24 protein-coding genes are annotated in these 24431 nt (G+C 56.1%); 12 read left to right on the forward strand and 12 right to left on the reverse strand.

All coding sequences use genetic code 11. The features are described 5' to 3' along the window. Positions 1-34 precede the first annotated feature (34 nt). Together xdp1 and AC0L6S_RS07860 are read right to left on the reverse strand one after the other, a co-directional pair. Positions 35-847, reverse strand: a complete 813-nt coding sequence (gene xdp1 / locus AC0L6S_RS07855; protein ID WP_473427876.1) for an exosortase-dependent surface protein XDP1 — start codon at positions 845-847, stop codon at positions 35-37. A gap of 560 nt (positions 848-1407) precedes the next feature. Beyond that, complete coding sequence (locus AC0L6S_RS07860; protein WP_473427877.1) at positions 1408-1875, reverse strand: MaoC family dehydratase; 468 nt, start codon at positions 1873-1875, stop codon at positions 1408-1410. A 270-nt stretch (positions 1876-2145) separates the two neighbouring features. Between AC0L6S_RS07860 and AC0L6S_RS07865 the strand changes: the two genes are divergently transcribed. Next, complete coding sequence (locus AC0L6S_RS07865; protein WP_473427878.1) at positions 2146-3321, forward strand: steroid 3-ketoacyl-CoA thiolase; 1176 nt, start codon at positions 2146-2148, stop codon at positions 3319-3321. Positions 3322-3387: 66 nt separating this feature from the next. Next, entirely contained in the window at positions 3388-4302 is a 915-nt protein-coding gene (locus AC0L6S_RS07870) for an SDR family NAD(P)-dependent oxidoreductase (protein WP_473427879.1), read from the forward strand. 102 nt (positions 4303-4404) lie between these two features. Here AC0L6S_RS07870 and AC0L6S_RS07875 read toward each other — a convergent pair whose 3' ends face one another. From AC0L6S_RS07875 to AC0L6S_RS07895, 5 genes are all read right to left on the reverse strand, one after another. Continuing rightward, on the reverse strand, positions 4405-5604 hold the full coding sequence (locus tag AC0L6S_RS07875; RefSeq protein ID WP_473427880.1) for a serine hydrolase domain-containing protein: 1200 nt from the start codon (positions 5602-5604) through the stop codon (positions 4405-4407). Positions 5605-5720: 116 nt separating this feature from the next. Then, on the reverse strand, positions 5721-6488 hold the full coding sequence (locus tag AC0L6S_RS07880; RefSeq protein WP_473427881.1) for a glucose 1-dehydrogenase: 768 nt from the start codon (positions 6486-6488) through the stop codon (positions 5721-5723). 245 nt (positions 6489-6733) lie between these two features. Continuing rightward, positions 6734-7930: a cytochrome P450 gene (locus AC0L6S_RS07885; RefSeq protein WP_473427882.1), complete on the reverse strand. Its 1197-nt coding sequence runs from the start codon at positions 7928-7930 to the stop codon at positions 6734-6736. Between the two features lie 3 nt (positions 7931-7933). Further along, complete coding sequence (locus AC0L6S_RS07890; RefSeq protein WP_473427883.1) at positions 7934-8380, reverse strand: 2,4'-dihydroxyacetophenone dioxygenase family protein; 447 nt, start codon at positions 8378-8380, stop codon at positions 7934-7936. Between the two features lie 134 nt (positions 8381-8514). After that, positions 8515-9543, reverse strand: coding sequence for a TIGR03617 family F420-dependent LLM class oxidoreductase (locus AC0L6S_RS07895; protein ID WP_473427884.1), 1029 nt, complete (start codon positions 9541-9543; stop codon positions 8515-8517). Between the two features lie 55 nt (positions 9544-9598). On the opposite strand from AC0L6S_RS07895, the gene AC0L6S_RS07900 reads away from it, so the two are divergent. The 6 genes from AC0L6S_RS07900 (at position 9599) to AC0L6S_RS07925 (ending at position 14519) form a co-directional block, all read left to right on the forward strand. Beyond that, positions 9599-10063, forward strand: a complete 465-nt coding sequence (locus tag AC0L6S_RS07900; RefSeq protein WP_473427885.1) for a MarR family winged helix-turn-helix transcriptional regulator — start codon at positions 9599-9601, stop codon at positions 10061-10063. After that, positions 10056-10892, forward strand: coding sequence for an SDR family oxidoreductase (locus tag AC0L6S_RS07905; protein ID WP_473427886.1), 837 nt, complete (start codon positions 10056-10058; stop codon positions 10890-10892). The genes AC0L6S_RS07900 and AC0L6S_RS07905 overlap by 8 nt, the downstream gene beginning before the upstream one ends. Positions 10893-10899: 7 nt before the next feature. After that, entirely contained in the window at positions 10900-11670 is a 771-nt protein-coding gene (locus AC0L6S_RS07910) for an enoyl-CoA hydratase (RefSeq protein ID WP_473427887.1), read from the forward strand. Positions 11671-11979: 309 nt separating this feature from the next. Beyond that, positions 11980-12879 (forward strand): hypothetical protein, encoded by a 900-nt coding sequence (locus AC0L6S_RS07915; RefSeq protein WP_473427888.1) that lies wholly within the window; start codon positions 11980-11982, stop codon positions 12877-12879. 106 nt (positions 12880-12985) lie between these two features. Then, positions 12986-13753 carry a glucose 1-dehydrogenase gene (locus tag AC0L6S_RS07920; protein WP_473427889.1) on the forward strand — a complete coding sequence of 256 codons (768 nt, stop codon included), beginning with the start codon at positions 12986-12988 and terminating at the stop codon, positions 13751-13753. A gap of 16 nt (positions 13754-13769) precedes the next feature. Then, positions 13770-14519, forward strand: a complete 750-nt coding sequence (locus AC0L6S_RS07925) for an SDR family NAD(P)-dependent oxidoreductase (RefSeq protein WP_473427890.1) — start codon at positions 13770-13772, stop codon at positions 14517-14519. A 72-nt stretch (positions 14520-14591) separates the two neighbouring features. On the opposite strand, the gene AC0L6S_RS07930 is transcribed toward AC0L6S_RS07925, so the two are convergent. Further along, complete coding sequence (locus tag AC0L6S_RS07930) at positions 14592-16316, reverse strand: SLC13 family permease (protein ID WP_473427891.1); 1725 nt, start codon at positions 16314-16316, stop codon at positions 14592-14594. A gap of 147 nt (positions 16317-16463) precedes the next feature. On the opposite strand from AC0L6S_RS07930, the gene AC0L6S_RS07935 reads away from it, so the two are divergent. After that, positions 16464-17105 carry a peroxiredoxin family protein gene (locus AC0L6S_RS07935; RefSeq protein ID WP_473427892.1) on the forward strand — a complete coding sequence of 214 codons (642 nt, stop codon included), beginning with the start codon at positions 16464-16466 and terminating at the stop codon, positions 17103-17105. Between the two features lie 18 nt (positions 17106-17123). Here the strand turns inward: AC0L6S_RS07935 and AC0L6S_RS07940 are convergent, their stop codons facing one another. Together AC0L6S_RS07940 and AC0L6S_RS07945 are read right to left on the reverse strand one after the other, a co-directional pair. Beyond that, complete coding sequence (locus AC0L6S_RS07940; protein ID WP_473427893.1) at positions 17124-17948, reverse strand: SDR family NAD(P)-dependent oxidoreductase; 825 nt, start codon at positions 17946-17948, stop codon at positions 17124-17126. A 39-nt stretch (positions 17949-17987) separates the two neighbouring features. Next, complete coding sequence (locus AC0L6S_RS07945; protein WP_473427894.1) at positions 17988-19007, reverse strand: zinc-dependent alcohol dehydrogenase; 1020 nt, start codon at positions 19005-19007, stop codon at positions 17988-17990. A gap of 177 nt (positions 19008-19184) precedes the next feature. On the opposite strand from AC0L6S_RS07945, the gene AC0L6S_RS07950 reads away from it, so the two are divergent. Together AC0L6S_RS07950 and AC0L6S_RS07955 are read left to right on the forward strand one after the other, a co-directional pair. Then, positions 19185-20900, forward strand: coding sequence for an FAD-binding protein (locus AC0L6S_RS07950; protein ID WP_473427895.1), 1716 nt, complete (start codon positions 19185-19187; stop codon positions 20898-20900). Next, on the forward strand, positions 20897-21946 hold the full coding sequence (locus tag AC0L6S_RS07955; RefSeq protein WP_473427896.1) for a Rieske 2Fe-2S domain-containing protein: 1050 nt from the start codon (positions 20897-20899) through the stop codon (positions 21944-21946). Before AC0L6S_RS07950 ends, AC0L6S_RS07955 begins: the two co-directional genes overlap by 4 nt. A gap of 45 nt (positions 21947-21991) precedes the next feature. Here AC0L6S_RS07955 and AC0L6S_RS07960 read toward each other — a convergent pair whose 3' ends face one another. Together AC0L6S_RS07960 and AC0L6S_RS07965 are read right to left on the reverse strand one after the other, a co-directional pair. Then, positions 21992-22198: a cold-shock protein gene (locus AC0L6S_RS07960; RefSeq protein ID WP_473428571.1), complete on the reverse strand. Its 207-nt coding sequence runs from the start codon at positions 22196-22198 to the stop codon at positions 21992-21994. 294 nt (positions 22199-22492) lie between these two features. Continuing rightward, a complete protein-coding gene (locus tag AC0L6S_RS07965) occupies positions 22493-22693 on the reverse strand; it encodes a hypothetical protein (protein WP_159171636.1) in 201 nt (66 codons plus the stop codon). Between the two features lie 149 nt (positions 22694-22842). On the opposite strand from AC0L6S_RS07965, the gene AC0L6S_RS07970 reads away from it, so the two are divergent. Then, entirely contained in the window at positions 22843-24330 is a 1488-nt protein-coding gene (locus tag AC0L6S_RS07970; RefSeq protein WP_473427897.1) for an acyl-CoA carboxylase subunit beta, read from the forward strand. Positions 24331-24431 lie beyond the last annotated feature (101 nt).

Genomic DNA, 24431 nt, shown 5'->3' on the forward strand with positions numbered 1-24431 from the left:
CTCCGTTTTATGTGAAAAGCGTGAATCAGTCCCGTTACTGGGCTGATGCTTTCCCCTTTCTGCGACCGCGCAGACCAAGCAGGCCGGCGAGAATCAGTGCTGCTGTGCCAGGCACCGGAACCTGTCCGGGAGGTTGAGGATTTGGACCATCGCTTGTGGACGTCTTGATTTTACTTAACTTCATACCGTCATCGCCTGCGTCACCGCCGCTGCCGAATACCGGGTTGTATACACCCACCAGCCACTTGGTGGATTCGATGTTCGTCGGATTGACCGAGTAGTAGCTCAAGCCGACATTGCTGTAGTTGCCCGCAGAATCGTAGCCGACGCTGTTATCAAGCACACCCGACCAGGTTTCGCCCAGTACCGAACCCGAGCCAGAACCACCCCAGGCGAGTATTGAGATATCGGTAGTGTTGTTGTAACTGCCACCGGTGGCCCAGTCGAGATTCAACGATGTCAGATTGACCGCTGTGTCAAATTCCAGCAGCAACATATCGAACTCGCCATCGCTGTCAGACGTCACGCTATCCACTGAGTGGTTTGGCGAACCAGAATTTTCATCGCGATTCACAATGCCCAGCGCTGTGCTCTGGGCCCAGATCAGTTCCGCTGTTTCCACCTCGTCCGCGCCGGACAAATCATCCGTATCTGACCACGCAGTAACTGTCAGGTTAACACCGTCAGATGAGGTCATACTCAATGAATTGCCATTATTGGAGTGATTGAAGCTCTGGTTTGAACTCTTGAAATCCCAGACCTGCACGTTTGCCAATGTCGGCGCACCATATACTGCCGCTAATACCGTTGCAGCACCCAACCCGACCAACCTTCTGTTAAAACCCATCTTAAAGCCCCTTTGTGTAGCAATTTTTTCTCGCGGATCAACTGCAGATCACCGCGAGCACCAAACTGTAGTAATTTCAGTTGGCGGATATAAAGCAATATACGGGCCAATGTTTGTATCTTATTGTTTATATTGATTTTTAAAACTATCTTCGCATAGAACGCAGGTAATTTTCAGCAAAACTGTAAGATTTTTTGACAGGTTCCGATTTCTGGTCTATGAGAGCCCTGTCGCAACAGCAACAAATAGTCTGGAACAGATTCACACTTTGACAATTCAGGGGCTTTCACTGTCATTCCAAAAACCTCATGCTAAAAGGTTTTTTTGCCAATATAAAACTAGCAGTAAAGCGCAAAGCGCCGCCGGTAGCTGCAAAATACACCCCACGGGGAAGCGAAATAACCCATCGAAAATGGGGAGGTTGTGCGGGCCGTTTTACCTCGGAGGCAGGAGGTAGAGTTGCTTCGAATAAGCGGATGGAAAACGGCCGCAGAGACTGCCATCAGATGCGACAGTTACCAAACGGAGCCAGGATGCCCTGCTGCGAAAAGAGGGCCCTGTTACATATAGATCATGATCAGTTCGTAGATCAGCACCGGCCGCTCATCCTGCCCCACGACATGAATGTGCTGCTCCAGTATCACCCGTGTTCCCTTGGGGGTGGCAGCCACCTCTTTCACGCGATTGCGACTGCGCAGCGAACTGCCGACCGGAACCGGGCCGGTAAAACGCAGCTTGTCGGAACCGTAGTTGAGGATATTGTTATAACCGGTTATCTCGTAAGTCGGAGTGCCGCGCATTTTCGGCATCAATACCAAAGTGAGAAACCCATGCGCTATGGTGGTACCGAAAGGGCTGTCAGTTTTTGCTTTTTCCGGATCGGTGTGGATCCAGTAGTCATCGCCCGTCAAATCAGCAAATTGGTTGATCAACTCCTGCGTGATTTCAACCGGCTCACTCCACTGGCCGAAGGTATCGGACACCAACCCCTGCAGCGCTTCGATATCGTTGTACTGGTACTTCTGCATGCTCTGTTCTCCTGATTATTGAGTTTGCGAAAAACTGACCATCTTACATGGCAGCAGCGACCCCGACCAGATGGAGTGCGGCTCAATGAGCTATACCACATCCCTTTCTCACCGGTGACATACTGTATAGAAAACGCCAAGCGCGGCAGAATAGGGATATTGAAGTGACTCCTTTCGTCATTGAAATGCCCTTGCCATCCAGTACACTAAGCCGCTGTTTTTTTCACCGGCAGATGGCTCACATGCCACTCCCTATCATGAGGATCAACCATGCGTGAAGCAGTTATTGTAGAAGCAGTTCGAACACCCATCGCCCGCGGCAAACCCGGTGTTGGAGATTTATGCGACTTTCACGCTACCCAGTTACTGGCACTGTCGCTGAACGAAATCGTCAAGCGCACAGGGCTGGAATACAGCGATGTGGATTATCTGGCCGGCGGCTGTGTGACACAGGCAGGCGAGCAGGCCGGCAATATCACACGCAATGCCTGGCTGACACTGGGCAAGGACTACACCGCCGGAGGCACCACGCTGGACAACCAGTGTGGCTCAGCACAAACCGCCAACCATATGATTTCCTCTATGGTAACCACCGGCTCTGTCGATATCGGTATTGCCTGCGGTGTTGAGGCCATGAGTCGGGTCGGGCTGGGCGCGAACGTCTACAATGGCCCCGGTTACTTCATCCCGGACAACTGGCCGTGGGATTCAAGCCCGGACCAGTTCGCCAGCGCACAGCGTATAGCCAAGAACCGTGGGATTACCCGTGAGATGGCCGATCAGCTCGCCTACAACTCACAACTGCGCGCCAAGCAGGCCTGGGCAGAGGGTCGCTTCGACCGCGAAGTCTTCAGCGTAGAGGCACCGATTCTGGGCGAGGACGGCAAACCCACGGGCGAAACGCGCACGGTCAGCCGCGACCAGGGTTTGCGTGATACCACGATGGAAGCTCTGGCCGGACTGAATCCGGTGACGGAAGGTAACATTCACACTGCGGGCAACTCCTCACAGATATCTGATGGTTCCGCTGCAGTGTTGTGGATGACAGCTGACGAGGCCAGAGCACGCGGCCTTAAGCCACGCGCACGCATCATAGCCGATGTAGTTGTCGGGACTGATCCGTACTATCTGCTCGACGGGCCGGTAGACGCCACCGCCGCGCTGTTCAAGAAAAGCGGCATGACAATGAATGATATCGATCTTGTGGAGATCAACGAAGCGTTTGCAGCCGTAGTGCTATCGTGGGCGCAGGTATACAACGCAGACATGGATAAAGTAAACGTGAACGGAGGCGCTATTGCGCTGGGGCACCCCGTAGGTTCTACCGGTGCGCGCCTGATCACCACCGCACTGCACGAACTGGAACGCTCCGACAAGAACACAGCGCTGATCACTATGTGCTGTGGCTCTTCAGTGGGCACTGGCACGATTATCGAGCGAATCTGAAACAGCGGGCTCTCCCGCTGGCGAGCCCATCCAAACCACAATAAGCTACCAACAGGAGAGACACACATGGGAGACCTGACTGGCAAAGTTGCCGTCATTACCGGCGCCGGTCGCGGCCTTGGCCGCGAGGAAGCGATTCAATTCGCACGACAGGGAGCGCGTGTCGTTATCAATGACATCGACCGTCCCGAAGCGGTGGAAGCGGCACAGTCCGCCGTTGAGGAAATCAAGGGCTTCGGTGGCGAAGCGATAGTTGTACTGGGCGACTGTGCCGACAGCACCGACGCCGAAAACCTGATGAAGGCAACGCTGGATGCCTACGGCGATCTCAACATCATGGTTAATAACGCGGGCTTTTGCCGAGACAAAACCATTTTCGGTATGAGCGACGACGAGTTTGATTCCGTGGTGCGTGTGCACCTGCGCGGGCATTTCGTCAATATGCGCAATGCCACCGCCTATTGGCGCGACAAGGCAAAATCCGGGGCAGATGTATACGGCCGCTTGATCAGCACTTCTTCAGAAGCCGCTATTTACGGCTCTGCCGGACAACCGAACTACGCCTCAGCCAAAGCGGGTATTATCGCGATGACCATGGGTGCAGCACAGTTGCTCGGCAAATACGGCGTCACCTGCAATGTTGTGATGCCCAGGGCACTCACCGATATGACATCCAGCGGGAATACTGCAGAAATGTTCCGCGCACCCGAGGATGGCAGCTTCCACGCATTTGACCCCGCGAATGTCGCGCCGCTGGTTGGCTATCTGTGTTCTCCGGAGGCCGGAAAAATCTCCGGCGAAGTCTTCGTAGTCTGGGGTAATTCAGTGCAGGTGCTGAAACGCCCTACACTGGGGGAAGCCTTCATCAATCCCAAAGGCAACAAAAAATGGGAAGTCGAAGATCTGCACACCTCGCTGGCTGCACATTACGACGAGAACTACGTCTCAGTATGGGGTGGCTATTCCGTACCACCGGGTTGAACATCCGGACAATGCAAGGCGGCCGCAGTGCCGCCTTGCATTGTCCGGCAAACCGGTCCCGCGAACCGGTCCCGACCTATGCGGGCACAAGTTTTACAGCTATCACAGCGCCTTCAATATCGCTGCGTATTCCCTGAAGATTTCCGTAGGGATATGAGCCCCCAGCGCTGAGCCGTTCATCATTATTACGATCACCGCTGAGCTAGCGGGCTCAAACATTACCAACGCGGTATATCCCAGCCCCTCCCCTGTGTGGCCGACCCAGCCCTCCAGTTCACCGATGCCAATACCGTACTTGTCGTATTCGGGACATGTGCGCAGAGGTCGGCCGGGAACCGTGTCCGCACAGGGTTCAAACACCATCGCAGCCAGGCTCGCTAACCTCTCCTGCTGGGTGTCGTCGGCTAACATCGACCCACTACCCAGCGCCTGTGCCCATCTGCGTAAATCTGACAGTCGTGAAACCATCGCACCGGAAGCTGCGGACGAAGATGGCGCGCTGAGCGTAACATCCATAAAACCGTCTTCCGGCCCCGCGAACAAATACCCGCGTGAGAACGGTGAAGGCAGTTCCGGTGAAGTCGGGTACACAGTACCGTCCAGCTCTAGCGGCTCAATAAGTCTCTGCTGTATCTCAACGCCGGCAGGGTTACCGGTGATTTGCTCGATAACCATGCCCAGAATTACGGTGCTGGTGTTGGAATAGTGCCAGTTATCTCCGGCGGGAAAATACGGCGCGTTGCGGTCACCCACATCCACAAGCTCCTGCGGTGTCCATTCCCGCAACAGGTCCTCTATCAACACCGCAACGAAGTCGCCATCCTCGGTATAGTTGTAAATGCCGCTACGCATATTCGCCAGTTCGGCGATCGTCGCGTCGCCATTCTCGATATCCGGCAGAAAGCGGGACACAGGGTCATCCAGAGTCAACAGCCCCTCCTCGACCAGTTGCAGTATCACCGTCACCGTAAACGATTTGGTCACGCTGCCAATACGCATATGATCATCGGAAGACAATGCTGTACCGGATTCCAGATCCGAGACACCTCGGGTAAACACCACCTCGCCCTGGCCCGGCACCCAGATGCCCACTAGCGCGCCGGGAACCTCATAGTCTTCCATATAGTCCGTCAGCACTGTCTCGAACGAATCGATAATGGCTTCGTCAAACGCGGGAGTACCTGAAGAATTGTTATTCGAATCACAGCCGATAACCAAGGCGGCCAACAGCGTAACTGAAACGGCTGAGCGCAGCTTCCCCAACAGCGTGCTCATCGCAAGCATTCGATTTTGTAGACACATAGAGCAGAATCCAGAACAAATAACCCGAAAGTATCAGGGAAGGATGGAAATAAGTGGTCAAATTTAACGCATTTTAATACCGGTGTTAAAGCGGCGTGATTTCACTGTGAACCCTTTCACAGTTCTAACACATTCGACCTCACCAGCACGCCTCCATCCACAACAAGGTCGTGACCGGTAATGAACGATGCACGCTCTGAACACAGGTAGACCACGGCATCGGCAATCTCCTGCGGTGCCGCCAGCCGCCCCATTGCATGAGCATTGAGTACCTTGTCGCGCATCTCGGGCATCTTTTTGAGGTAGAACTCCATGCCGCCGGAGTTAATGCCACCCGGGCAGACTGTATTCACCCTGATACCGCGCTTGGCGTATTCAACGGCCACCGTCTTGCTCAGATTGATGACACCGCCCTTGGCCGCGGCATAGGCTGACTGAAACACCTCGCCACGCAACCCCGATACAGAGGCGACATTGACGATCGCACCACCGCCAGAGGCTTCTATCAGGGGCAGCTGGTATTTCATGCACAACCAGACACCGCGCAGAGTCACGCCCATGCAACGGTCCCACTCCTCCTCAGTCAGCGCTGTCACCTCCTTGTTAGGGGCGCCCAGTGCGGCATTATTGGAGACCATGTGCAGGCCGCCAAAGGCCGCCTCTGTCTGCTCAAGCACCTTCTGCACATCGGTAGCGCTGGCCATATCAGCGGCGACAAACAGGCCTCGCCCGCCCCGCCCCTCAACCAGTGCCAATGCCTCGCGGCCGCTCTTCTCATTGACGTCGGCGATCACCACCGCCGCGCCTTCGCTCGCAAATGCCAACGCAGTGGCACGCCCGGTACCGGCGCCGCCGCCCATGACCAGCGCAATTTTGTTGTTCATAATGTATCCTCTCCCCTAACCTAAGAGCAAAGGGGCTTCACTGTGAGACAATCCCGACGCCACCCGGCTCTTCCATTGCCACAGCTTATACTCGCGCGATGCCGCTCACCGTTCGATGGTAGCCGCGGTCGAAGACATGCCCGAAGAGCGAGTATCTCAACCTTCCGAGCGATCAGGCTTGTTCTCGACCGCGGCGGCGCCCTAACCAGAACCACCCCTCACCAAAAGAGTGCTGCGTCACACCACTAGGCGGGCGTCAACAACACCGGCATCGACTTGAAGCCATGGATACTGTTGGAGCGGATAAACACAGGTTCGCCAACGGATTCTATGCCGGTAAAATGCGCAAAAAATTCCTCAAAAAACACCCGCGCTTCCATCCGCGCGAGATTGGCCCCAAGACACAGATGGATACCGTGACCGAATGCCATATGGGGATTCGGGTTACGCGTGATATCAAACATCATCGGGTCGGCAAACACGTCCTCGTCAAAGTTGGCCGAGCTGTACATCATCACCACGCGGTCACCCGCCTTGATCGCCTGACCGCGAATTTCTGCATCGCAGGTCGCTGTGCGCCTAAAGTAATGCAGTGGTGTGGTCCAGCGCAGCATTTCTTCGATCGCCGCTGGCAACTGCTGCGGATCGTCTTTTAACTGCTGGTAGAGATCGGGGCGCTTGAGCAACTCGTGCATACCGCTGCTGATCAATCCGCGCGTGGTCTCATTTCCGGCGACGGTAAGCTGGACAAAGAGTGAGGCAAACTCCATCTCAGACACCTGATGACCGTCCACCTCCTGATTGATCAGCAGGGAAATAAGATCGTCCCCACCGTTATCCTTGCGTTCGCAGGCCAGCTGAAAACCATAGGTGCCCATCTCCACGCTGGCCTGATGGGTTTCTTCCAGCGTGCCGCCCAGATCCGGGTCTGAGCCGGAGGTCTGCAGATCGGACCAGTGGCGAATCTTACCCCACATATCGCGCGGTATTTCCAGCATGGAGCAGATCACGGCGGTGGGCAGGTCACCCGCCAGGCTCTCGACAAAGTTCACTTCCTGCGGCGCGGTGACCTGCGCCATCACTTCGCGCGCGATCTGGCGCACGCGGGGCTCCAGTGCGGCCAGCATGCGCGAGGTAAAACGGGTGATAACCGCTCGGCGCAGGGGTCCGTGCTTGGGCGGATCCATACCCAGCAACTGGTTGCGCGCCATATCCAGAATGTCCGGGGGCAGATCGTCCACCATCACAAAGCCATCTTCAGCGGAATAGGTTTTGAAATCGCGCGACACGGCCAGTACGTCGGCGTGCTTGCTGACTACCCAGTAGCCGTGGCCGGCGGGGTGTTCATGCCAGTAGACCGGCGCGTTGGCGCGCAGCCAGGCAAATTGCTCGTGCGGGATACCAGCGGTGTAGTTGTCGGGGTTGTAGACATCGATCTGCATGGCTCAATCAACCAGCACATTGGGACGCGGCAGTCCCATCTCGGCGCACACGGCCAGGTAAAACTCCAGTGTTCCAGCGCCGTCCACCACCGACGTGATATTACCCTCGGCATCGAGGTTGATATTGGAGCCATACATCTGGAACCACACCTGGGTGTCATCTTCTATGCACTGCAGTGTATGCATGGAGCCGGCGGGCTCGTACAGGAAGGACCCGGCCCTGTTCACATAATCGTACTCCTTGTATTTCCAGGCACCGGACCGTGTATAGCCCCACACAGGGCCGGTGTGCTTGTGCGTCTCCACCTCGTAACCGGCCTGAAATATGTTTTCCACTATCCACAGGCCCTCTTTCGCTTTCACCTGCAGAACGCGCAGCTTGCTGCCATCGCCGATATCAATATAGGGCAGATCGTCACGCCCGAGATGAACTGCTTCTGGTGCTGTCATGTGCTATCTCCCACTTTACCTATTGGCCTGTCCCGCAGCAGTGTAGCGGGAAATCTGGCGGCTTGACGCGCTATAAGCGCAGTGGCGCGACAATTCTCGCCCGCAGACTAATTTATTACCCCGCACCCCCGGCACTACGCCGGTGCCTGCAGTTGACGCACAACTGCTGCGACACGTTCATCGTCTCGAGGGTCATCCGGCATCGGAAACGTAATACGCCGGGCGAGGCCCGCATAGCGCTGGCGAAACACCGCAGCTATCTCGTCATACGTTCCGCGCGGTACGAATTGCTCCAGCATCTCGTCGGTGACGATGCCCGGCATTGCCGCCCAATCGCCCGAGCGTGTCATATCCAGCAGCTGCTGCCCCTTGTCCTGCCAGCCAAACAATTCAAGGCTGGGCCAGTACGCCGGTGTGGAATAGAGAAAGCCCAGCATGTTGCGCTGTTTTTCCCAGGCGGCTGTCACCTCTGCGTCATCCTTACCCGTTGCTGTCAACGGCCCCAGCACCAGTTTGAAATCGTCTGCACTACGCTGACTATTGGCAAACCCCTGCTGCAGACGCGGCAGACAAACCTCGCGTATATAGCGCGGCGGCGTATTCGTGGGATGAGTGATCATCCCGTCGGCAACACGCCCAACCATTCTTGTCATTGCCGGTCCTACCGCACCACACAGGATGGGTATATCCGGATGCTCTATGGGGCCAGGGTTGAAGAAGGGCTGGAGTTTCGTCAGCGTATAGTGTTCACCCTCAAAATTGAGGCGCTCACCGGTCTGGAAGCTGTGAAAAATGGCCTTCATTGACTGCACGTATTCGCGCAACTGCGGCACGGGTGAGTCCCAGCGCGCGCTGTAACGCTTTTCTATATTCGGCTTTATCTGCGTACCCAGACCGACCTCGAAGCGCCCCCCTGACATCGACTGCAGATCCCATGCCGCTATCGCGGTGGTCATTGGACTGCGCGGAAACGCCACCAATACCGCCGTGCCGACTTTTAATGTCGTTGTCGCATTCAACGCCATTGCTGCCAGTAACAGGCCATCATGTATCGCATCGGGTACCTGCAATCCGTCAAAACCCATCGCCTGCGCCCGAGCGGCGTGCGCGCCGATCTGACCCGGCCCCATATCTTCCGGTGTTGATGCAAATACCTGGAACATCGCTTGACCCCTGAATATATAGAAAGCTAAACTGATTATAAGGTAAACTTATTAAATGGCAATTGCAATGCCCGACGAGTCGCCAATGAAACAGGAGCTGGGCCAGACCTTGATGCTGGTGGCCAGGGATTTTCAATCACGTCTCGACACGGATCTGGCTATCCGCGGCATTCAGGGCATCAGTGCCCGCCACCGCGCTGTCTTTCTGTTTCTCGGACGCAACGGCCCCAGCCGCGCTGTAGATCTGGCAGATGCAGCGGGCATCCGCCCGCAGTCGATGATGAAGATCGTGCACGAACTGGAATCACTGGGCCTGCTTGGGCGGCGTGCAGACCCGTTTGACTCGCGTGCCAAGCTGATCGACTTTACCGCCGGGGGTCGCAAGCTCATCGATGAACTATCGCGCTCAACAGAAACCGTATGGCAGCAGTACGTCGGGATTCTGGGTGAATCACGCCTGGAACAGACCATGGGCAACCTGAATACACTATTGCACGCAGGAGACATCCGCCATGAGTGACAAAGTGGCCTTTATAACAGGGGCAAGTCGCGGCATCGGTGCCGAGAGCGCCGTCGCACTGGCCGCTGCGGGGTACAAGGTCGTCATTACCGCCCGCACGCTGACTGAGGGCGAACATCACGATCATGTCGGCAGCAATGCTGCGCTGCCCGGCAGCCTTGAGGCGACTGCCGCAGCAGTGGAGAAACTCGGCGGCGAAGCGCTGTGCCTGCGCGCCGACATCCTCGATCCACAATCGATAGCAGATGCCGCGCAGGCCGCACAGGCGCATTTTGGCCGCGTCGACCTGCTGTTTAACAACGCGGTATATCAGGGCAATGGTAATATCGAACCCGTGCTTCAGGTGAGCGAAGAGCATTTGCATGCGATTTATCAAGGGAATGTATTCACCCCGCTGGCGCTGGTCAAAGCATTCTTACCCGGCATGCTTGAACGCGGCAGCGGCACACTGCTGAACATGGTATCGCACAGCGCATTCACAGATCCGCCAGCGGCCGCAGACCAGGGCGGCTGGGGCTTTGCCTACCCGTCTTCCAAGGCAGCCCTATCGCGCATGGCTGCTTCCCTGCGCGCCGAACACCCCAACACCAATCTGCGCATCTATAATCTGGAGCCCGGTCTGGTCATGACGGAAGTGATGCGCCTGGCCGGAATTGACGACGCGGTGATGGCCAGGTTCAAACCCTGCACACCGGCGGCCATCGCCGCGGTTGTCGCCTGGCTGGCCGAGCACGAGCCACTGGCGGACTGGGAACCGCGGAATGTTCTGCGCGGCCCCGCCATCGCGAAAACGCTGGGCCTGCTGAACACACCTTCTCTTTTGGGATGACACCACTATGAGCACCGTACTACTGGAGAAACACGAGGGCTACGCCATCGTGACACTGAATCGACCGAACGCGATGAACGCACTGTCGCGAGAGCTACGCGGGGATTTCGTCGCTGCGCTCACAGCGTGCACCGACGACCGGGACATCCGGGTGGTCATATTGACCGGCAACGGCAAGGCATTTTGCGCCGGCTTTGACCTAAAAGAACTGGGCTCCAGCACTGCACAGAACAGCTCTGAAGAAGCCGACAATATCGTGGCTAGAGCGATGGAGGCCTTTGATGGGCCCATTATCGGCGCCATCAATGGACATTGCATCACCGGAGGCTTCGAAATGGCACTGGCCTGCGACATTTTGATCGCCTCGGAGAGCGCACGCTTCGCTGATACCCACGCCCGCGTGGGCATGCTGCCCGGCTGGGGACTCAGCCAAAAGTTGTCACGCCTGATAGGGCTGGCCCGCGCCCGGGAGATGGCATTTACTGGCGCGCCGATTTTCGCGCAACAGGCCTATGAATGGGGATTGGTCAATCACGTGGTTACGGATGCCGATCTCCTGCCTCGGGCCATCAAAATGGCACAGGATATCTGCGGATGCGTGCCCGCAGCACTGAGCGAATACCGGATATTGATCGAAGACGGCTACTCCATGCCCCTCAATGAGGCACTGGACTGGGAGGAGAAACGCGCGATTCAGTGGGCAAAACAAGCTTCAGCAAGCGCGATTGAAAAAAGGCGCGCTGGGGTGCTCGCAAAAGGGCGCAGCGAACGCGACTAACAAGCAGGCCTCTGGGCACCACAACTTTGCGCTGAGGCGTGGAATAGGACAAAACTCATGCCTGTTTAGTTGTTTTAAAACAATAACTTAGGAAATTCCTTTGCAAACCTGTGGGCACATAGGAAAGCGCGGAGACCAATCTCGAAATTCGACACCTATCCGGCTTTACAAAAACAAGTAAATAGTTCACATTAGCCCGCGCCAAATTATTACCTTGTCGCTATCTGTGGCATGCGTAATATTAGCGCCATCCCCGCAATAAAGACTGGGGAAGCCCGTAAGTTTATGAGACCCCGAAAGGAGAACACAATGTTCAAGAAGACCGCATTAGTAGCAGGCATTGGCCTGGCACTTTCAGTAACCGCCCAAGCCGACTACCAGTGGGAACTGGGTGGCGACTATACTTACAGCGAAATCAATGCCGATGTAAGAAACGGCCCAAATGGCAACCAGTCTGACGATATCGACGAAAATATCGGTCAACTGTACGGCACTTGGTACATGGAAACTGTTGACACCAGCAAAGGCCCTCTGAACGAGGCTGCGTTTCTGGATCACGCTTCCAACATCACTGTGTTCGCGACAGACGGCCAAGTTGACCTGAGCTCACTTGACTCCAACCTGGACGACGAAGACGGCCAAACTTACGGCTTCGAAAGCCGCTACGTTGCTGAAGGCCCAGGCTGGAAGCTGTCTGGCTGGTTGATGGAAGTTGGCTACGAATACGCTGATTTTGACAGCACTGTCGATACTTACCATGTTGGTATCGGTAAATACGTTACGCCTAACACAACTCTGGTTGTTGATTACCAGTCAATTGACGTGGACGCCAACAACGGCGGCAGCAGCAGCACTGACGGTTACTCTGCTGAAGTTGAGCACTTCTTCGCCTTCGGTAACGGTGGCCTGAAAGTAAACGCTGGTGGCGGCAAAATCGTTGTTAGCGGCGCTGACGACATTGAAAGCTACAACATTGGCGGCATGTGGTACCTCACCAACAACCTCGGTTTCGGTGCTGCGTACGAAAACACTTCACAAGACGGCTACGAGATCAACAGCTGGGGCGTTGAAGCCAACTGGTTTATCACTGAGTCTTTCGCCATGGACCTGTCCTACGGCCAGAACGACTTTGACGATATCAACCTGGTTCAAGGCAAACTGGAACTGGAACAAGACATCGCTCGTCTGGGTGCAAAATTCCGCTTCTAAGCAACACCTGAAGTCGTAAGACAAAGGCGGGCACCAATGGTGCCCGCCTTTTTTTATGGGCAAAATTCCTGTTCAATCTCAGACCTACATTAACGAGGAGAATTACATGGCACGCTTAGCGGGCAAGGTAGCAATAGTAACGGGTGGCGCACGCGGAATGGGGGAAGCAACGGTTCGGCTATTGATTGAGCACGGCGCCAAAGTCCTGATTGCAGATGTACTGGATGAGCCGGGCCAGGCGCTCGCGGCTGAATTGGGGGAAAGCGCACTATATACCCACCTGGATGTTTCAAGTAAAGCGGACTGGGAAGCGGCAGTAACTCTGTCACAGACACTTGGCTCACTGTCCGTACTCGTGAACAATGCCGCTATCATCTTCCAGAAGACCATCGTAGACACCACTGAAGCAGACTTTATGAAAATTGTCAGCGTCAACCAGCTCGGTGTATTCCTGGGCATGCAGGCCGTCTTTCCTAGCCTGAAAGCCAACGGCGGGGGCTCTATTATTAATGTGTCATCGATAGATGGCCTGCAATCGAAAAACTCGCTGGTCGCCTACTCCTCCACCAAATGGGCAGTGCGCGGGATGACCAAAGCGGCCGCCATGGAAATGGGCAAGTTCAACATCCGTGTAAACAGTGTCCACCCGGGCGGCATCTACACGGCGATGCATGGCTCCGATTTCATGTCTGTTGAAGACGCCGATCAGTTTTATCAAAACCACGCCCTGCCACGTGTCGGCTTGCCGCGTGAAGTCGCCGCATTAACGGCCTTTCTGGCGTCCGATGAGGCAACGTACAGCACCGGGGCAGAGTTTATCGCCGACGGTGGCTGGAGCGCAGGCCTGGTCAACGACTCCCTTCCACAGCTGTAATACAGGAGAAGAAAACATGTTTCAGGGTATTTCCTACAACTACGCCGGCGCCACGATCCTGATCACCGGCGGTACCAGCGGTATCGGCCTGGGCTGCGCGCACGCCTACCGCGATGCTGGTGCAGAGGTTATTGTAACCGGCCGCAAAGCCACCGCAGCAGAGTACGATGCCGATCTCAGCGGCATGTCATACCGTCAACTGGATGTGAATGACCGCGCGGCACTCTGCGCGCTGGCTGACTCACTGTCCAAACTGGACATTCTGGTGAATAACGCCGGTGGCATGCAGGGCAACGAATGGGAGGCCGATGCGTTCGACCAATCGCTGGCGGTAAACGTGGCGAGCGCCTTTCACCTCAGCTCGGCGTGCAAAGATCTGCTAGCGGCCAGCCAGTTCCCCGGCGGCGCCAGCGTGATAGGCATAGCGTCAATGACCTCCTACTTCGGCTTTGAATGGACTCCGGGCTATGGCGCTGCAAAAGCGGCGCTGGTGCAACTGATGAAAACGCTGGGGATCAGTTGGGGGCCGCTGGGCATACGTGCAAACGCCGTCGCTGCGGGTCTCACACGCTCCAATCTCACCGCACCGGTACTGGACGGGATGCCGGATATGGTTGACGAAACGCTGAAACGCCAGGGCCTGAAACGTACCGGCGAACCTCGGGACATTGCCGCAGCCGTACTGTTCCTCAGCTCACCGGCCGCATCCTGGATAACCGGACAGACGCTGCCAGTTGACGGTGGGTTTTCGACTGGCATGACCTGAAATCGCTGTTGCCCGGCTTGCTGATTCGCGCCACCGCTTAGCTGCCGGGAACGTTAACAGGCGTCACTCATGCTAGAAAGGAAAAAACCTGGGCAGCATGAAAATCACTACTGCCGAAAACACTACCGATATGGGCAGGCCTGTTCTGAAGTAGTCCCGGAACTCATAGCCGCCCATGTTCTGCACCATCAGATTGGTAGTGTAGCCAAAGGGTGTCATAAAGCTGGCGCTGGCACCGTAGGCAACGGCCATTACGAACGGCATATAACTTACACCGTAGCTCTGCGCCAAACCAAACGCTAGCGGAAAACACAGTGCCGCTGCCGCGTTATTGGTCATCAATTCAGTGAGTATCAAAGTAAAGAAAAATACGCCTATCATCGCGCCGAACGGCCCCAATACCTCGAGGTGGTTCTGCAATGCATCTGTCAGAACGGTGACGAGACCGGAGTTGGCCAGCGCCTGTGAAATGGTCAGTGCCGATGCGATGATCAACCACAATTCGAAGGGAAAGCGCCGCCGCAATTCCGAGCCGGTGACTACGCCGAGAAACAACATTCCGATCAACAGGAATGCCGCGCCCTTGATAAGCGGCACAATCTCAAGTGACGCCAGCGCCACCACCAGCAGCAACGCACCAGTGACAAAATAGTTCTGGAACGGTGTCAATTGAATCCTGCCAATGGCATCGTTGGTGATAACAAAGTTTTTGTCCAGATTCTTGCGCTCATTGAAATCGGGCCCCACAGCCAGGATCATGCTATCCCCGGCGGCGATGGTGATATTTCCCAACTTGCCTGACAGGCGCTTACCACCTCGTCGCATACCGACGACGGCTGCATCAAACACAGAGCGGAATGCGCTTTCCTTGACTGTCTTGCCCTCAATGGCTGCGTTGGGCAGGACAATAACTTCCATCATGTTTGCACTGAGCAGCCCCTCTTCCACCGCAAATATGCGCAGACCGTCAAAAGATTCAAGTGCCTGCACCTGCCGGATGTCACCGGAGAAAATCAGCTTGTCTCCGGCCTCGATAGGCTCCTGTGGTGATACCGGCGAAATCAAGTGAGTACCGCGTACAATTTCCACCAGAAACAAATCTTCGAGATCGCGCAGCTTGTTCTCGAGAATTGTCTTGCCGATCAGCGCCGAATCCTCTGCCACTTTTGCCTCGATCACATACTCATCGATATCCATAGTGGGCGCACTGCTGCTGGGCAGCAGTTTGGAACTGAAGAACAAGGTTGCCAGGCCCAGTAGTGTCGCAGTGGCTCCTATCGGAAAAAACTCCCAGAAGCCAAGCCCAGTGCCTGTAGCATCTTCGAGAAAACTGTTTACCACAAGGTTGGTTGACGTCCCTATCAGGGTCATCGTGCCGCCCAGAATAGTTGCATAGGAAAGTGGTATCAACAGTTTGGAGGCGGGGTGAAGCTTATTGTTGCGAACCGTATGGGCCAGCGCGGCCACCACGGCGGTATTGTTTACAAAAGAAGAGAAGATCGCCGTAACAGAGCCCATTCGCAGCAGGGTTCCGCCATAACTGGGCACGATCAGTTTGTGCGACATCTGTGTCAGCCACGACACTTTTTCAATACCAGTGGATACGAGCAGCAGCAAAACCAGCGTGATGACTCCGCTGTTGGAGGCTTTGTCCAATACGTCCTCGGTACTCACCAGACCGGTAAAATAGGTTGCCAGCATAATGCTCACAAAAACCCATTCCGCCGCCCACCTGGTGAATATCAGTCCATAGAGCAGCGCTACAAATAACACTGTCATCAGTAACTGTTCAGCCATCAATACACGCCCCGAAACCCATATACATAAAAGAAAATTTACGAAGGGTAGAGTATGCCAAAAATAGCACGCCAGTATCGGTGAATATTGGGATAAACTCGCCTAGACTGATGCGCTACATCCTGCTGAAAACACGGGCGAGAAATCATGAAATCCATACTGAGGGTTGTCCTTCCCCTGCTCATATTGCTTTTTTTACTGGGTTACCTGTTTCGCGAGCCACTAAAGGAACTGGCCTTTGCGCGCTTCACACAGGACATGTTTGTTGCGGCAGACAATGACAATTTCGACCCGGGCCCGGCGGTGGGTTCGCAGTTCCCCGGCCTACAAGCTACCTACGATGGGCGCGTTGTAACGCTCATCGACGAATTCGCGGGCCCCAAGGGTACGGTTTTTATCGCCAGTCGCTCGGTGGATTGGTGCCCTTATTGCATGCGCCAGCTGATCCAGCTGCAGGAATATCAGGACCAGTTTGAAGCGGCCGGTATCGGTATGGTGGCAATTACCTACGACGACCGCGCCCTGCAACAGGCATTTATCGACAAGTACGACATCACTATACCCCTGCTGTCGGATACCGATGCACTGAGCTTCAAGACGCTGGGCATTCTGAACGAGCAATACACACCGGAAGATTTTCAGTACGGCATTCCACATCCTGGAATGATTGTCATTGACCGCAAGGGCCGCGTTGTCGGTAAACTGTTCCTTGAAGCGTACAGTTCACGTGTCGACTCTGCGGCGTCGCTTGCGTTCGCTAAGGACGCACTCGGCATCAGTTCGCGCTAGGCCCGGCCAGGTCTGGGGTCAGGCGACTTTTCCGGATGTTGATCCGTAGCGCTCCACGTGAGCATCGAGCGCTGCGAGTATGCCATCGTGGCGCATCGCGATAATGTCGCGGTAGTCGTCGTGCGTAATAATATAGAAACCGTCTTCACGCACTGCATCCAGCACTTGCTCACCCACTGACAACGGTGAGATACCACTGTCGACATCGGGCGCAACCTGCTTGTGATCAATGCCGGAATTAAGTTCATCGGGACGTACCGCAGATGACTGCGTAATCAGGTTGGTCTTCACAAGGCCCGGGCACAACACAGAGACCCCGACCCCCTGACCGGCGACTTCCATCAACAGCGCCTCTGATAGGCCGACAACGGCAAATTTTGTTGTCGTGTACAAGCCCTCTGGAGGTCCGGATATCAGGCCACCCATCGATGCCGTATTCACGATATGCCCTTCACCCTGCGCCACCAGCAACGGCAAAAATGTTTTGACGCCGTGAATCACACCGTACAGGTTGACGTTTATTAGATATTGCCAATCCTTGATATCCGCGTCGTGCATCATTGCGCCAATCCATACACCAGCGTTATTGCACAGCAGGTGAACAGCGCCAAAGTGCTCCAGTGTTGCATCGCGCAGACCCTCCACCGAGGCCAGACTGGAGACATCCACCTGATGGGCCAGCGCATTCTCACCGATGTCTGCAGCACCCGCCTGCGCCTTAGCCAGGTCGATATCTGCAACCACGACTTTCATACCGGCCTCCGCAGCCGCGCGCACAATGCCCTCCCCTATGCCTGAGCCCGCGCCCGTAACAACAGCAACCTTACCGTTCAAATCCTGCATATATACTCCTGTGTGAATGGCCTGCTCGACTGACCAGCACTATGCCTGGCAGTCGATCATAACTTTTATCGCATTCTGTGGATCGCGCGCCATCGCGAAGGCTGCCTGTATCTCTGACAGTGGAAAATGGTGCGTCACCATCACTGATGGATCTATCTTACCGGACTGCAGCATGGCGAAGACTTCTTCAAATTCATTGTCATAGCCCATGGCTGGAATAATGGCCACTTCTTTCGCCAGCAGCATCACCAGATCGACCGTGGCCGCTTCTTTATGCACACCGGTGAGACAAATACGACTGCGGGGGCCTGCGATAGAAACGATATTTTCAAATACGTCCCGCACTCCGGTGGCCTCAAAAAACAGCGTGCTGCCCGGCATGGGTATACCAAAAAAGTTGCTGCTGCCGTGGTGCCCGATAAGTTTCTGAGGCAGTTCCGGGTCGTCGGCCCGCAGCGGCAGTGCACCCATTGCACGGGCTGCTTGCAACCGTCGATCAGACAGATCGACCACCACGATATTGTCCAGGCCACGGTAGCGTAACACCTGCACCATGGACAGTCCGATCGGCCCGGCTCCGAATATCACAGCCCTGTCAGCAGGGCTCGCAGTGACCCGGTTCGCTCCGTGCTGCGCAACCGACAACGGCTCCACCAGGGCACCGTAGCTCTCGGGTAGTTCCTGCGGGATCTTGAGGGTGCTGCTGCTATCCAGCGCGGCATTGCGCACCAACAGGTAAGGGGAGAAACCGCCCTCGGCACCCCCGTTACCAATATTATTGCCATTGCTCATCGGCTGCACAACGACCCGGTCGCCGGGCACCACATGGGTGATATTGCTGCCGATCTCATTCACGACACCCCAAAGCTCGTGCCCCAGTGGCATGGGTGTATCTGGGCCAGTCAGCCCCCCGATCGCGAGGTACCCAAGGTCTGAGCCACAGATACCGCACTCGCGTACTTGTACTACCAGATCATCGGGGCCGCACGCAGGCGGTGCAATGTGGTCCAGGCGCAGGTCATCGACGCCGTGTATCTGGGCCAAGGGTATTGTTGTCATAAGGTAGTTCGCTACTGCAAGTCCGGACAGGGAAGATACTGACCTTAGAACCGGCACTGTCCGCGGTCAACTAATGTGGCCGGTATATTGAACCGAACCGCCGCATTTGTGGTGGACGCTGGTTCATCACTGCATGCACTGCCACACTGGAGACGGGAATGTTCAGGTAGTAATTGTATGACAGAAGAGAACCCGGATCTGACGGTGGACTGGCTGGTGGTGGGCACGGGCGCAGCTGGTATGACGGGTGCCGTGGTAGCGAACCAGTTGGGCGCTTCAGTGCTGGTGGTGGAGAAAGAACCTGTCTACGGCGGCACCACAGCAAAATCCGGTGGTGTGGCCTGGATCCCGGGCAATCATCGACAGGCAGAAGTGGGTGTCCAAGACACCAGTGAAGAAGGTTACGCCTACCTGAAAGCGCTGATTGGCGACAGTGTCAGCGACGCGCGTATCCGGGCTTACGCCACCCGTGCCAGTGAGATGCTGGCGTTCATGATGGAGCACAGCCATGTATCCTACTCTGCCTTGCCCAAGTATATGGATTACTACGAACACCTGCCCGGCTATAAATCCGGAGGGCGCTCGATGGACAACGCCCCGATCGATCTGCGTAAACTGGGGGCGGATGCGGCCACCATCAGACTGGGGCATTACGATGGGCTGTTACTGCCATTCAATGTCACCGTTGAAGAGGGCCAGGGGCTGCAGGAAATGAATGCCGGTGCATATCTGACCGGCCTGCGCCTGCTGCTGCGCTATCTACTGGATATTCCAGCCCGGCTAAAACGCCAGCGAGATAACCGCCTGACGCTCGGACCTGCGCTGGTCGCCAGGCTGCGACTGTCACTGCAGGATAGACATATTCCGCTGTGGCTGAATTCACCCGTGCGGGAATTATTGCAGAATGATGGTCGTGTCTGCGGGGCACTGGTCGAACACGAAGGCAGGCTGCAGCGTATCCAGACTCGGCGCGGGGTACTGCTGGCCACCGGCGGCTTCTCTCAAAATGCCGAAATGCGACAGCAGTATCAGCGATCACCCATCGGCAGTGAGTGGACTGCCGCCGCGCCGGGGGCCACCGGAGATGCCGTGACCATGGGCACCCAGCTCGGTGCGGCATTGGATTTTATGGACTGCGCGTGGTGGTCTCCCACCTATACGATCCCTGATGGACGGGTGATGGCGCTCATCGCCGGTAAATCTAACCCGGGTTCCATCATGGTCAATCGCCTGGGCAAACGTTTTGCCAATGAGGCGCAACCCTATGAAGACCTCGTCAAGGCCCAGTACGACAGTCACACCAGAGGCGAAGGTGCCATCCCCTGCTATCTGGTATTCGATGCCACCTACCGCGGCAAATACGCCGTCGGCCATCTGAAACCGGGTAAAGTGGAGCAAGATAACAGCCTCGCTCCCGATGTTTTCGAATCCGGTCTGCTCACAAAGGCGGACAGCCTCGAAGCGCTGGCCGGCAAGCTGCAGATTGCGCCCGGCGCATTGGCGCAGACTGTGGAGAACTTCAACCGTCACGCACGCAACGGCGAAGACCCCGAGTTTGGCCGCGGTGCGACCGAACACGATCGCTACTACGCCGACAGAAAAGTGTCGCCCAACCCCTCTCTGGGGCCGCTGGAAACCGCGCCCTTTTATGCGCTGCGCTGCGACCCGGGCGACCTGGATACCAAGGGCGGCTTACTGTGTGACGAGTACGCGCGGGTGCTGCATGCCGAAGGCGGCGTAATCGAGGGGCTATACGCCGCGGGTAACGCCAGTGCGGCAGTCATGGGCAATACCTATCCCGGCGCGGGCGCGACTATCGGTTCGGCGATGACGTTTGCCTACATTGCAGCGCGCCATGCGTTCGATGACGCTGACGAAAAGGAGCCAGTATGAGCCGACACAAGTACGCCTACCTTGAACCGAACCACTATGCGCGCGGCTGGCATATCGTGCTTTTTTCGCAGGAATTACGCGTCGGCGAGGTTAAACAATTGCGCTACTTCGACCGGGATCTCGTCGCCTTTCGCGGTGAGTCGGGGCACGTTGCGGTGCTGGACGCACACTGCCCACATCTGGGCGCCAATCTCGGCAGCGGCGAAGGGCGCGTGCGCGGTGACAATATCGCCTGTCCGTTCCACGGCTGGACATTCAACTCGCAAGGCCAGTGTGTAGACATCCCCTACGCCAGCAATATTCCGCAAAGAGCTGTCGATGCACTCAAGGGCTGGTCAGTACTGGAGCAGGATGGCTTCATTGCGCTGTGGTACGGCGATAATAATGAAACACCTGAGGACTACTTGCCTCGCATCCCCGAGTGGGGATTACAAAACTGGGGTGACTGGACATTCTATCGCTCGCGGATTCATGCCAAACCCTGTGACATCATTGAGAATATCGTCGATATTGCGCACTTTCCCCACGTCCACGGCGGCCGGGTGCAGTCCTGGGAGAATCGCTTTGGTGAGCGCACCGTCACGCAAATATCCACAGTAAAACGCGACCCCGAAGCCAGTATGATTATTCCGCCCGGTGTGGTATTTGACGTCGCATCCGCGCGCGAGGAAGCCGGGGAAGACGCCGATGCCTGGGGTGACGCCACCTATCACGGGCCATCCGTAATGTACTATTACACCGAATCGAAAAGCCCGGAAGTGAGTTTCAGAAGCTGGTGGGTTAATTGCCACACGCCGGTAAATCAGGATGAAGTCGACCTGTGCTCAGCGGTGATTGTCAGCAGCCTGAATGATGACCCGCTGCCACCAGAATTCGCAGAGTTGTACCCGCAGATGGCCCATGTTGCGTTTGGGCAGGATGTTGAAGTATGGAAAGACAAGATATACCGGGAAGACCCGATTCTGTGCGACGGCGACGGTCCGATCAACAAACTGCGGCGCTGGTACGAGCAGTTCTACCTGCCTCTGGAAACGAACAAGCAATAAAAAAGCCCGCACTGTCACCAGGGCGGGCCTTTTACCGAGCGGGGATTAAACCGCTACGATGTTTTCTGCCTGAGGGCCTTTTTGGCCTTGAGTGACAGTGAATTCAACTTTCTGACCTTCGGCCAGAGTTTTGAAGCCTGAGCCTGAAATCGCGCTGAAATGCGCAAATACGTCCGGGCCGGATTCTTGCTCGATAAAACCGAAGCCTTTAGTTTCGTTAAACCACTTAACAGTTCCAGTAGCCATATATATTTCCTATTTTTTCAAAGGTAATTGATGCCTTTCATAAAGGCGGATTGTGCTTGAAGTGCGAAGTAATTACTTATGAAAAACAGGGCGAGGTACTTACGGATAGACTTCGAGATGGTATGCATAAGATCTTTTTTTGCGTACAAGCAAGCGGGATTATACAGAGACCTGCAGTGATGTCAATACGCGTCTAAGGAGAGATAATGGCGTGGCTTGCGATTGCTTTGAGGTGCTGGACCAGAAAATCCTTCGCGCAGGCACAGGACCTGTGCACGCCAGAATCGACAACAAGCCCAATTATGAGGCTGCTGTTTTGTTCCCCAGTTTGATATGTCGGTTGACAGCCATGGAGGGCTGGCCGCTGATACCGGACTGAATAACGTCGATCTTGTTACCCGACTTCAGAAACTGCTTGGTTTGTTCTTCGATGGACTGTGAGGTTTCCACGGCAGCCGGTTGCTTTCTTTTCGCTGGCGCTCTAGTGGGTTTGCGTGCCATATTATTCAGACCTTTTAGGATGGGAAAGCCGGTCATTATACACAATTTGGTCTGCAATAGTTGAAAAACTCTGCGCGACATGCGAAGCAGGTGCCTCCAAACAGCACTGTGCAGAGCACCAGACCTACCTTTATATCAGGAGGCACTTCTTGAACAACACCCGCGAAGGCTGGCAGAGACTTCTGGAGCAGCTACATGAACGCAACGCCAGTGCATTGGCCATGGGCGGTCCAGACAAGGTGCAAAAGCAACACCAGCGAGGGCGGCTCCACGTCCGTGAACGCATCGATCTTCTCTGTGACAAAAACAGCTACAGTGAATACGGTGCGCTGGCCGGCGGCAATCCCCCGGATGGACAAAGCCCACTGGCCGGCGATGGCGTGGTAGGCGGTATCGGGCGTATCGACGGCCGCAGCACCGTGATCATTGCCGAGGATTTCACCGTAAAGGGCGGCTCAATCGGGCATCCCAATGCGGCCAAGCGCTCTCGCCTTGTGCGACTGGCGCTGGAGCAGCAGCTCCCGCTGGTACTGATGCTCGACGGCGCCGGTGAGCGCGCCGGCAACCAGACCGAACGCTACCCCAACTGCCCGAACGACCTGCAGCTGGTCGCCGACCTCAAAGGCCAGGTTCCTGTTGTCACTCTGGTGCTGGGCACCTCAGCCGGGCACGGCGCTCTGACGGGCATGTTCGCCGACCTCATCGTGATGACTGAAGGTGCTGCAATGTTTTCTGCCGGCCCGCCACTGGTGCATGCAGCGCTGGGCATTGAGGCCACCCCCGAGGAACTCGGCGGGGCCGCAATGCATACTCGCGACAGCGGTGTTGCCCACAACCTCGGCAAAAACGAGCATGACTGCATTGCTATGGCGCGCTACTTCCTCTCCGTACTGCCGCCACATACCGGCGCCCCGCTCCCCGAGTTGCGAGATCGCCCGAGCGCGGCACGCCGCGACACGTCCGGCATCATGGATATCATCCCAACCCAGGCAAACCAGGCCTATGATATGCGTCTGGTACTGCATGAAGTGGTGGACGAGAGTTCCCTGTTTGAACTGCAACCCACATACGGTCGCGGCATAATAGCAGCCATAGCACGCATCGGGGGGGTGCCCTGTATGCTGATTGCCAATCAGCCAGCCGTGCAGGCGGGCGCCATCACCGCCGACGGCGCCGAGAAGGCCTGTCATTTCATTGAGGTGGCACACCACTTCGGCCTGCCGTTAATCAACCTGCTCGACAATCCCGGAGTAATGCCCGGACCGGCTGCTGAAAAATCCGGCGTACTCAAAGCCGCCGGACAGATGTTCCTCGCACAGCGCCGTTACCGCGGCTGCAAAATTGTGGTGACGTTGCGCAAGGCATTCGGGTTTGGCAGTTCGGTGATGGGCATGAACCCCTGGGATGGACAAGTGGTGAGTCTCGCCCTGCCCTGTGTGAATCTCGGCGGTATGCCGGCAATCGGCGGCGCCGAGGCAGCGCGTGCCAGTGAAGAGGAGGCAGCCATACTGAGGGAGAGCCAATCCGGGGCCTGGGTCCCGGCAGATGCGATGGCATTCGATAAAGTGATCTCCCCATCCGAGTTGCGCAACGAGATCATTTGCGCACTGCATATGCACCCTGCGGCACTCAGTTAGGCTTTTTCACTGCGTAAGTCACGTTTTTTTGGGTCCAGATAGTGACAGCACACGCCTTTCATGCCAACATCTTTAATTCGCTCAGGGAACGCTCCGGAATT

The organism is Halioglobus sp. D3-4, assembly GCF_055809315.1.

Excerpts from the sequence above, each read along its gene's own strand:
- xdp1 (WP_473427876.1), bottom strand. The coding sequence starts at position 847 with ATGGGTTTTAACAGAAGGTTGGTCGGGTTGGGTGCTGCAACGGTATTA.
- AC0L6S_RS07860 (WP_473427877.1), bottom strand. The coding sequence starts at position 1,875 with ATGCAGAAGTACCAGTACAACGATATCGAAGCGCTGCAGGGGTTGGTG.
- AC0L6S_RS07865 (WP_473427878.1), top strand. The coding sequence starts at position 2,146 with ATGCGTGAAGCAGTTATTGTAGAAGCAGTTCGAACACCCATCGCCCGC.
- AC0L6S_RS07870 (WP_473427879.1), top strand. The coding sequence starts at position 3,388 with ATGGGAGACCTGACTGGCAAAGTTGCCGTCATTACCGGCGCCGGTCGC.
- AC0L6S_RS07875 (WP_473427880.1), bottom strand. The coding sequence starts at position 5,604 with ATGTGTCTACAAAATCGAATGCTTGCGATGAGCACGCTGTTGGGGAAG.
- AC0L6S_RS07880 (WP_473427881.1), bottom strand. The coding sequence starts at position 6,488 with ATGAACAACAAAATTGCGCTGGTCATGGGCGGCGGCGCCGGTACCGGG.
- AC0L6S_RS07885 (WP_473427882.1), bottom strand. The coding sequence starts at position 7,930 with ATGCAGATCGATGTCTACAACCCCGACAACTACACCGCTGGTATCCCG.
- AC0L6S_RS07890 (WP_473427883.1), bottom strand. The coding sequence starts at position 8,380 with ATGACAGCACCAGAAGCAGTTCATCTCGGGCGTGACGATCTGCCCTAT.
- AC0L6S_RS07895 (WP_473427884.1), bottom strand. The coding sequence starts at position 9,543 with ATGTTCCAGGTATTTGCATCAACACCGGAAGATATGGGGCCGGGTCAG.
- AC0L6S_RS07900 (WP_473427885.1), top strand. The coding sequence starts at position 9,599 with ATGGCAATTGCAATGCCCGACGAGTCGCCAATGAAACAGGAGCTGGGC.
- AC0L6S_RS07905 (WP_473427886.1), top strand. The coding sequence starts at position 10,056 with ATGAGTGACAAAGTGGCCTTTATAACAGGGGCAAGTCGCGGCATCGGT.
- AC0L6S_RS07910 (WP_473427887.1), top strand. The coding sequence starts at position 10,900 with ATGAGCACCGTACTACTGGAGAAACACGAGGGCTACGCCATCGTGACA.
- AC0L6S_RS07915 (WP_473427888.1), top strand. The coding sequence starts at position 11,980 with ATGTTCAAGAAGACCGCATTAGTAGCAGGCATTGGCCTGGCACTTTCA.
- AC0L6S_RS07920 (WP_473427889.1), top strand. The coding sequence starts at position 12,986 with ATGGCACGCTTAGCGGGCAAGGTAGCAATAGTAACGGGTGGCGCACGC.
- AC0L6S_RS07925 (WP_473427890.1), top strand. The coding sequence starts at position 13,770 with ATGTTTCAGGGTATTTCCTACAACTACGCCGGCGCCACGATCCTGATC.
- AC0L6S_RS07930 (WP_473427891.1), bottom strand. The coding sequence starts at position 16,316 with ATGGCTGAACAGTTACTGATGACAGTGTTATTTGTAGCGCTGCTCTAT.
- AC0L6S_RS07935 (WP_473427892.1), top strand. The coding sequence starts at position 16,464 with ATGAAATCCATACTGAGGGTTGTCCTTCCCCTGCTCATATTGCTTTTT.
- AC0L6S_RS07940 (WP_473427893.1), bottom strand. The coding sequence starts at position 17,948 with ATGCAGGATTTGAACGGTAAGGTTGCTGTTGTTACGGGCGCGGGCTCA.
- AC0L6S_RS07945 (WP_473427894.1), bottom strand. The coding sequence starts at position 19,007 with ATGACAACAATACCCTTGGCCCAGATACACGGCGTCGATGACCTGCGC.
- AC0L6S_RS07950 (WP_473427895.1), top strand. The coding sequence starts at position 19,185 with ATGACAGAAGAGAACCCGGATCTGACGGTGGACTGGCTGGTGGTGGGC.
- AC0L6S_RS07955 (WP_473427896.1), top strand. The coding sequence starts at position 20,897 with ATGAGCCGACACAAGTACGCCTACCTTGAACCGAACCACTATGCGCGC.
- AC0L6S_RS07965 (WP_159171636.1), bottom strand. The coding sequence starts at position 22,693 with ATGGCACGCAAACCCACTAGAGCGCCAGCGAAAAGAAAGCAACCGGCT.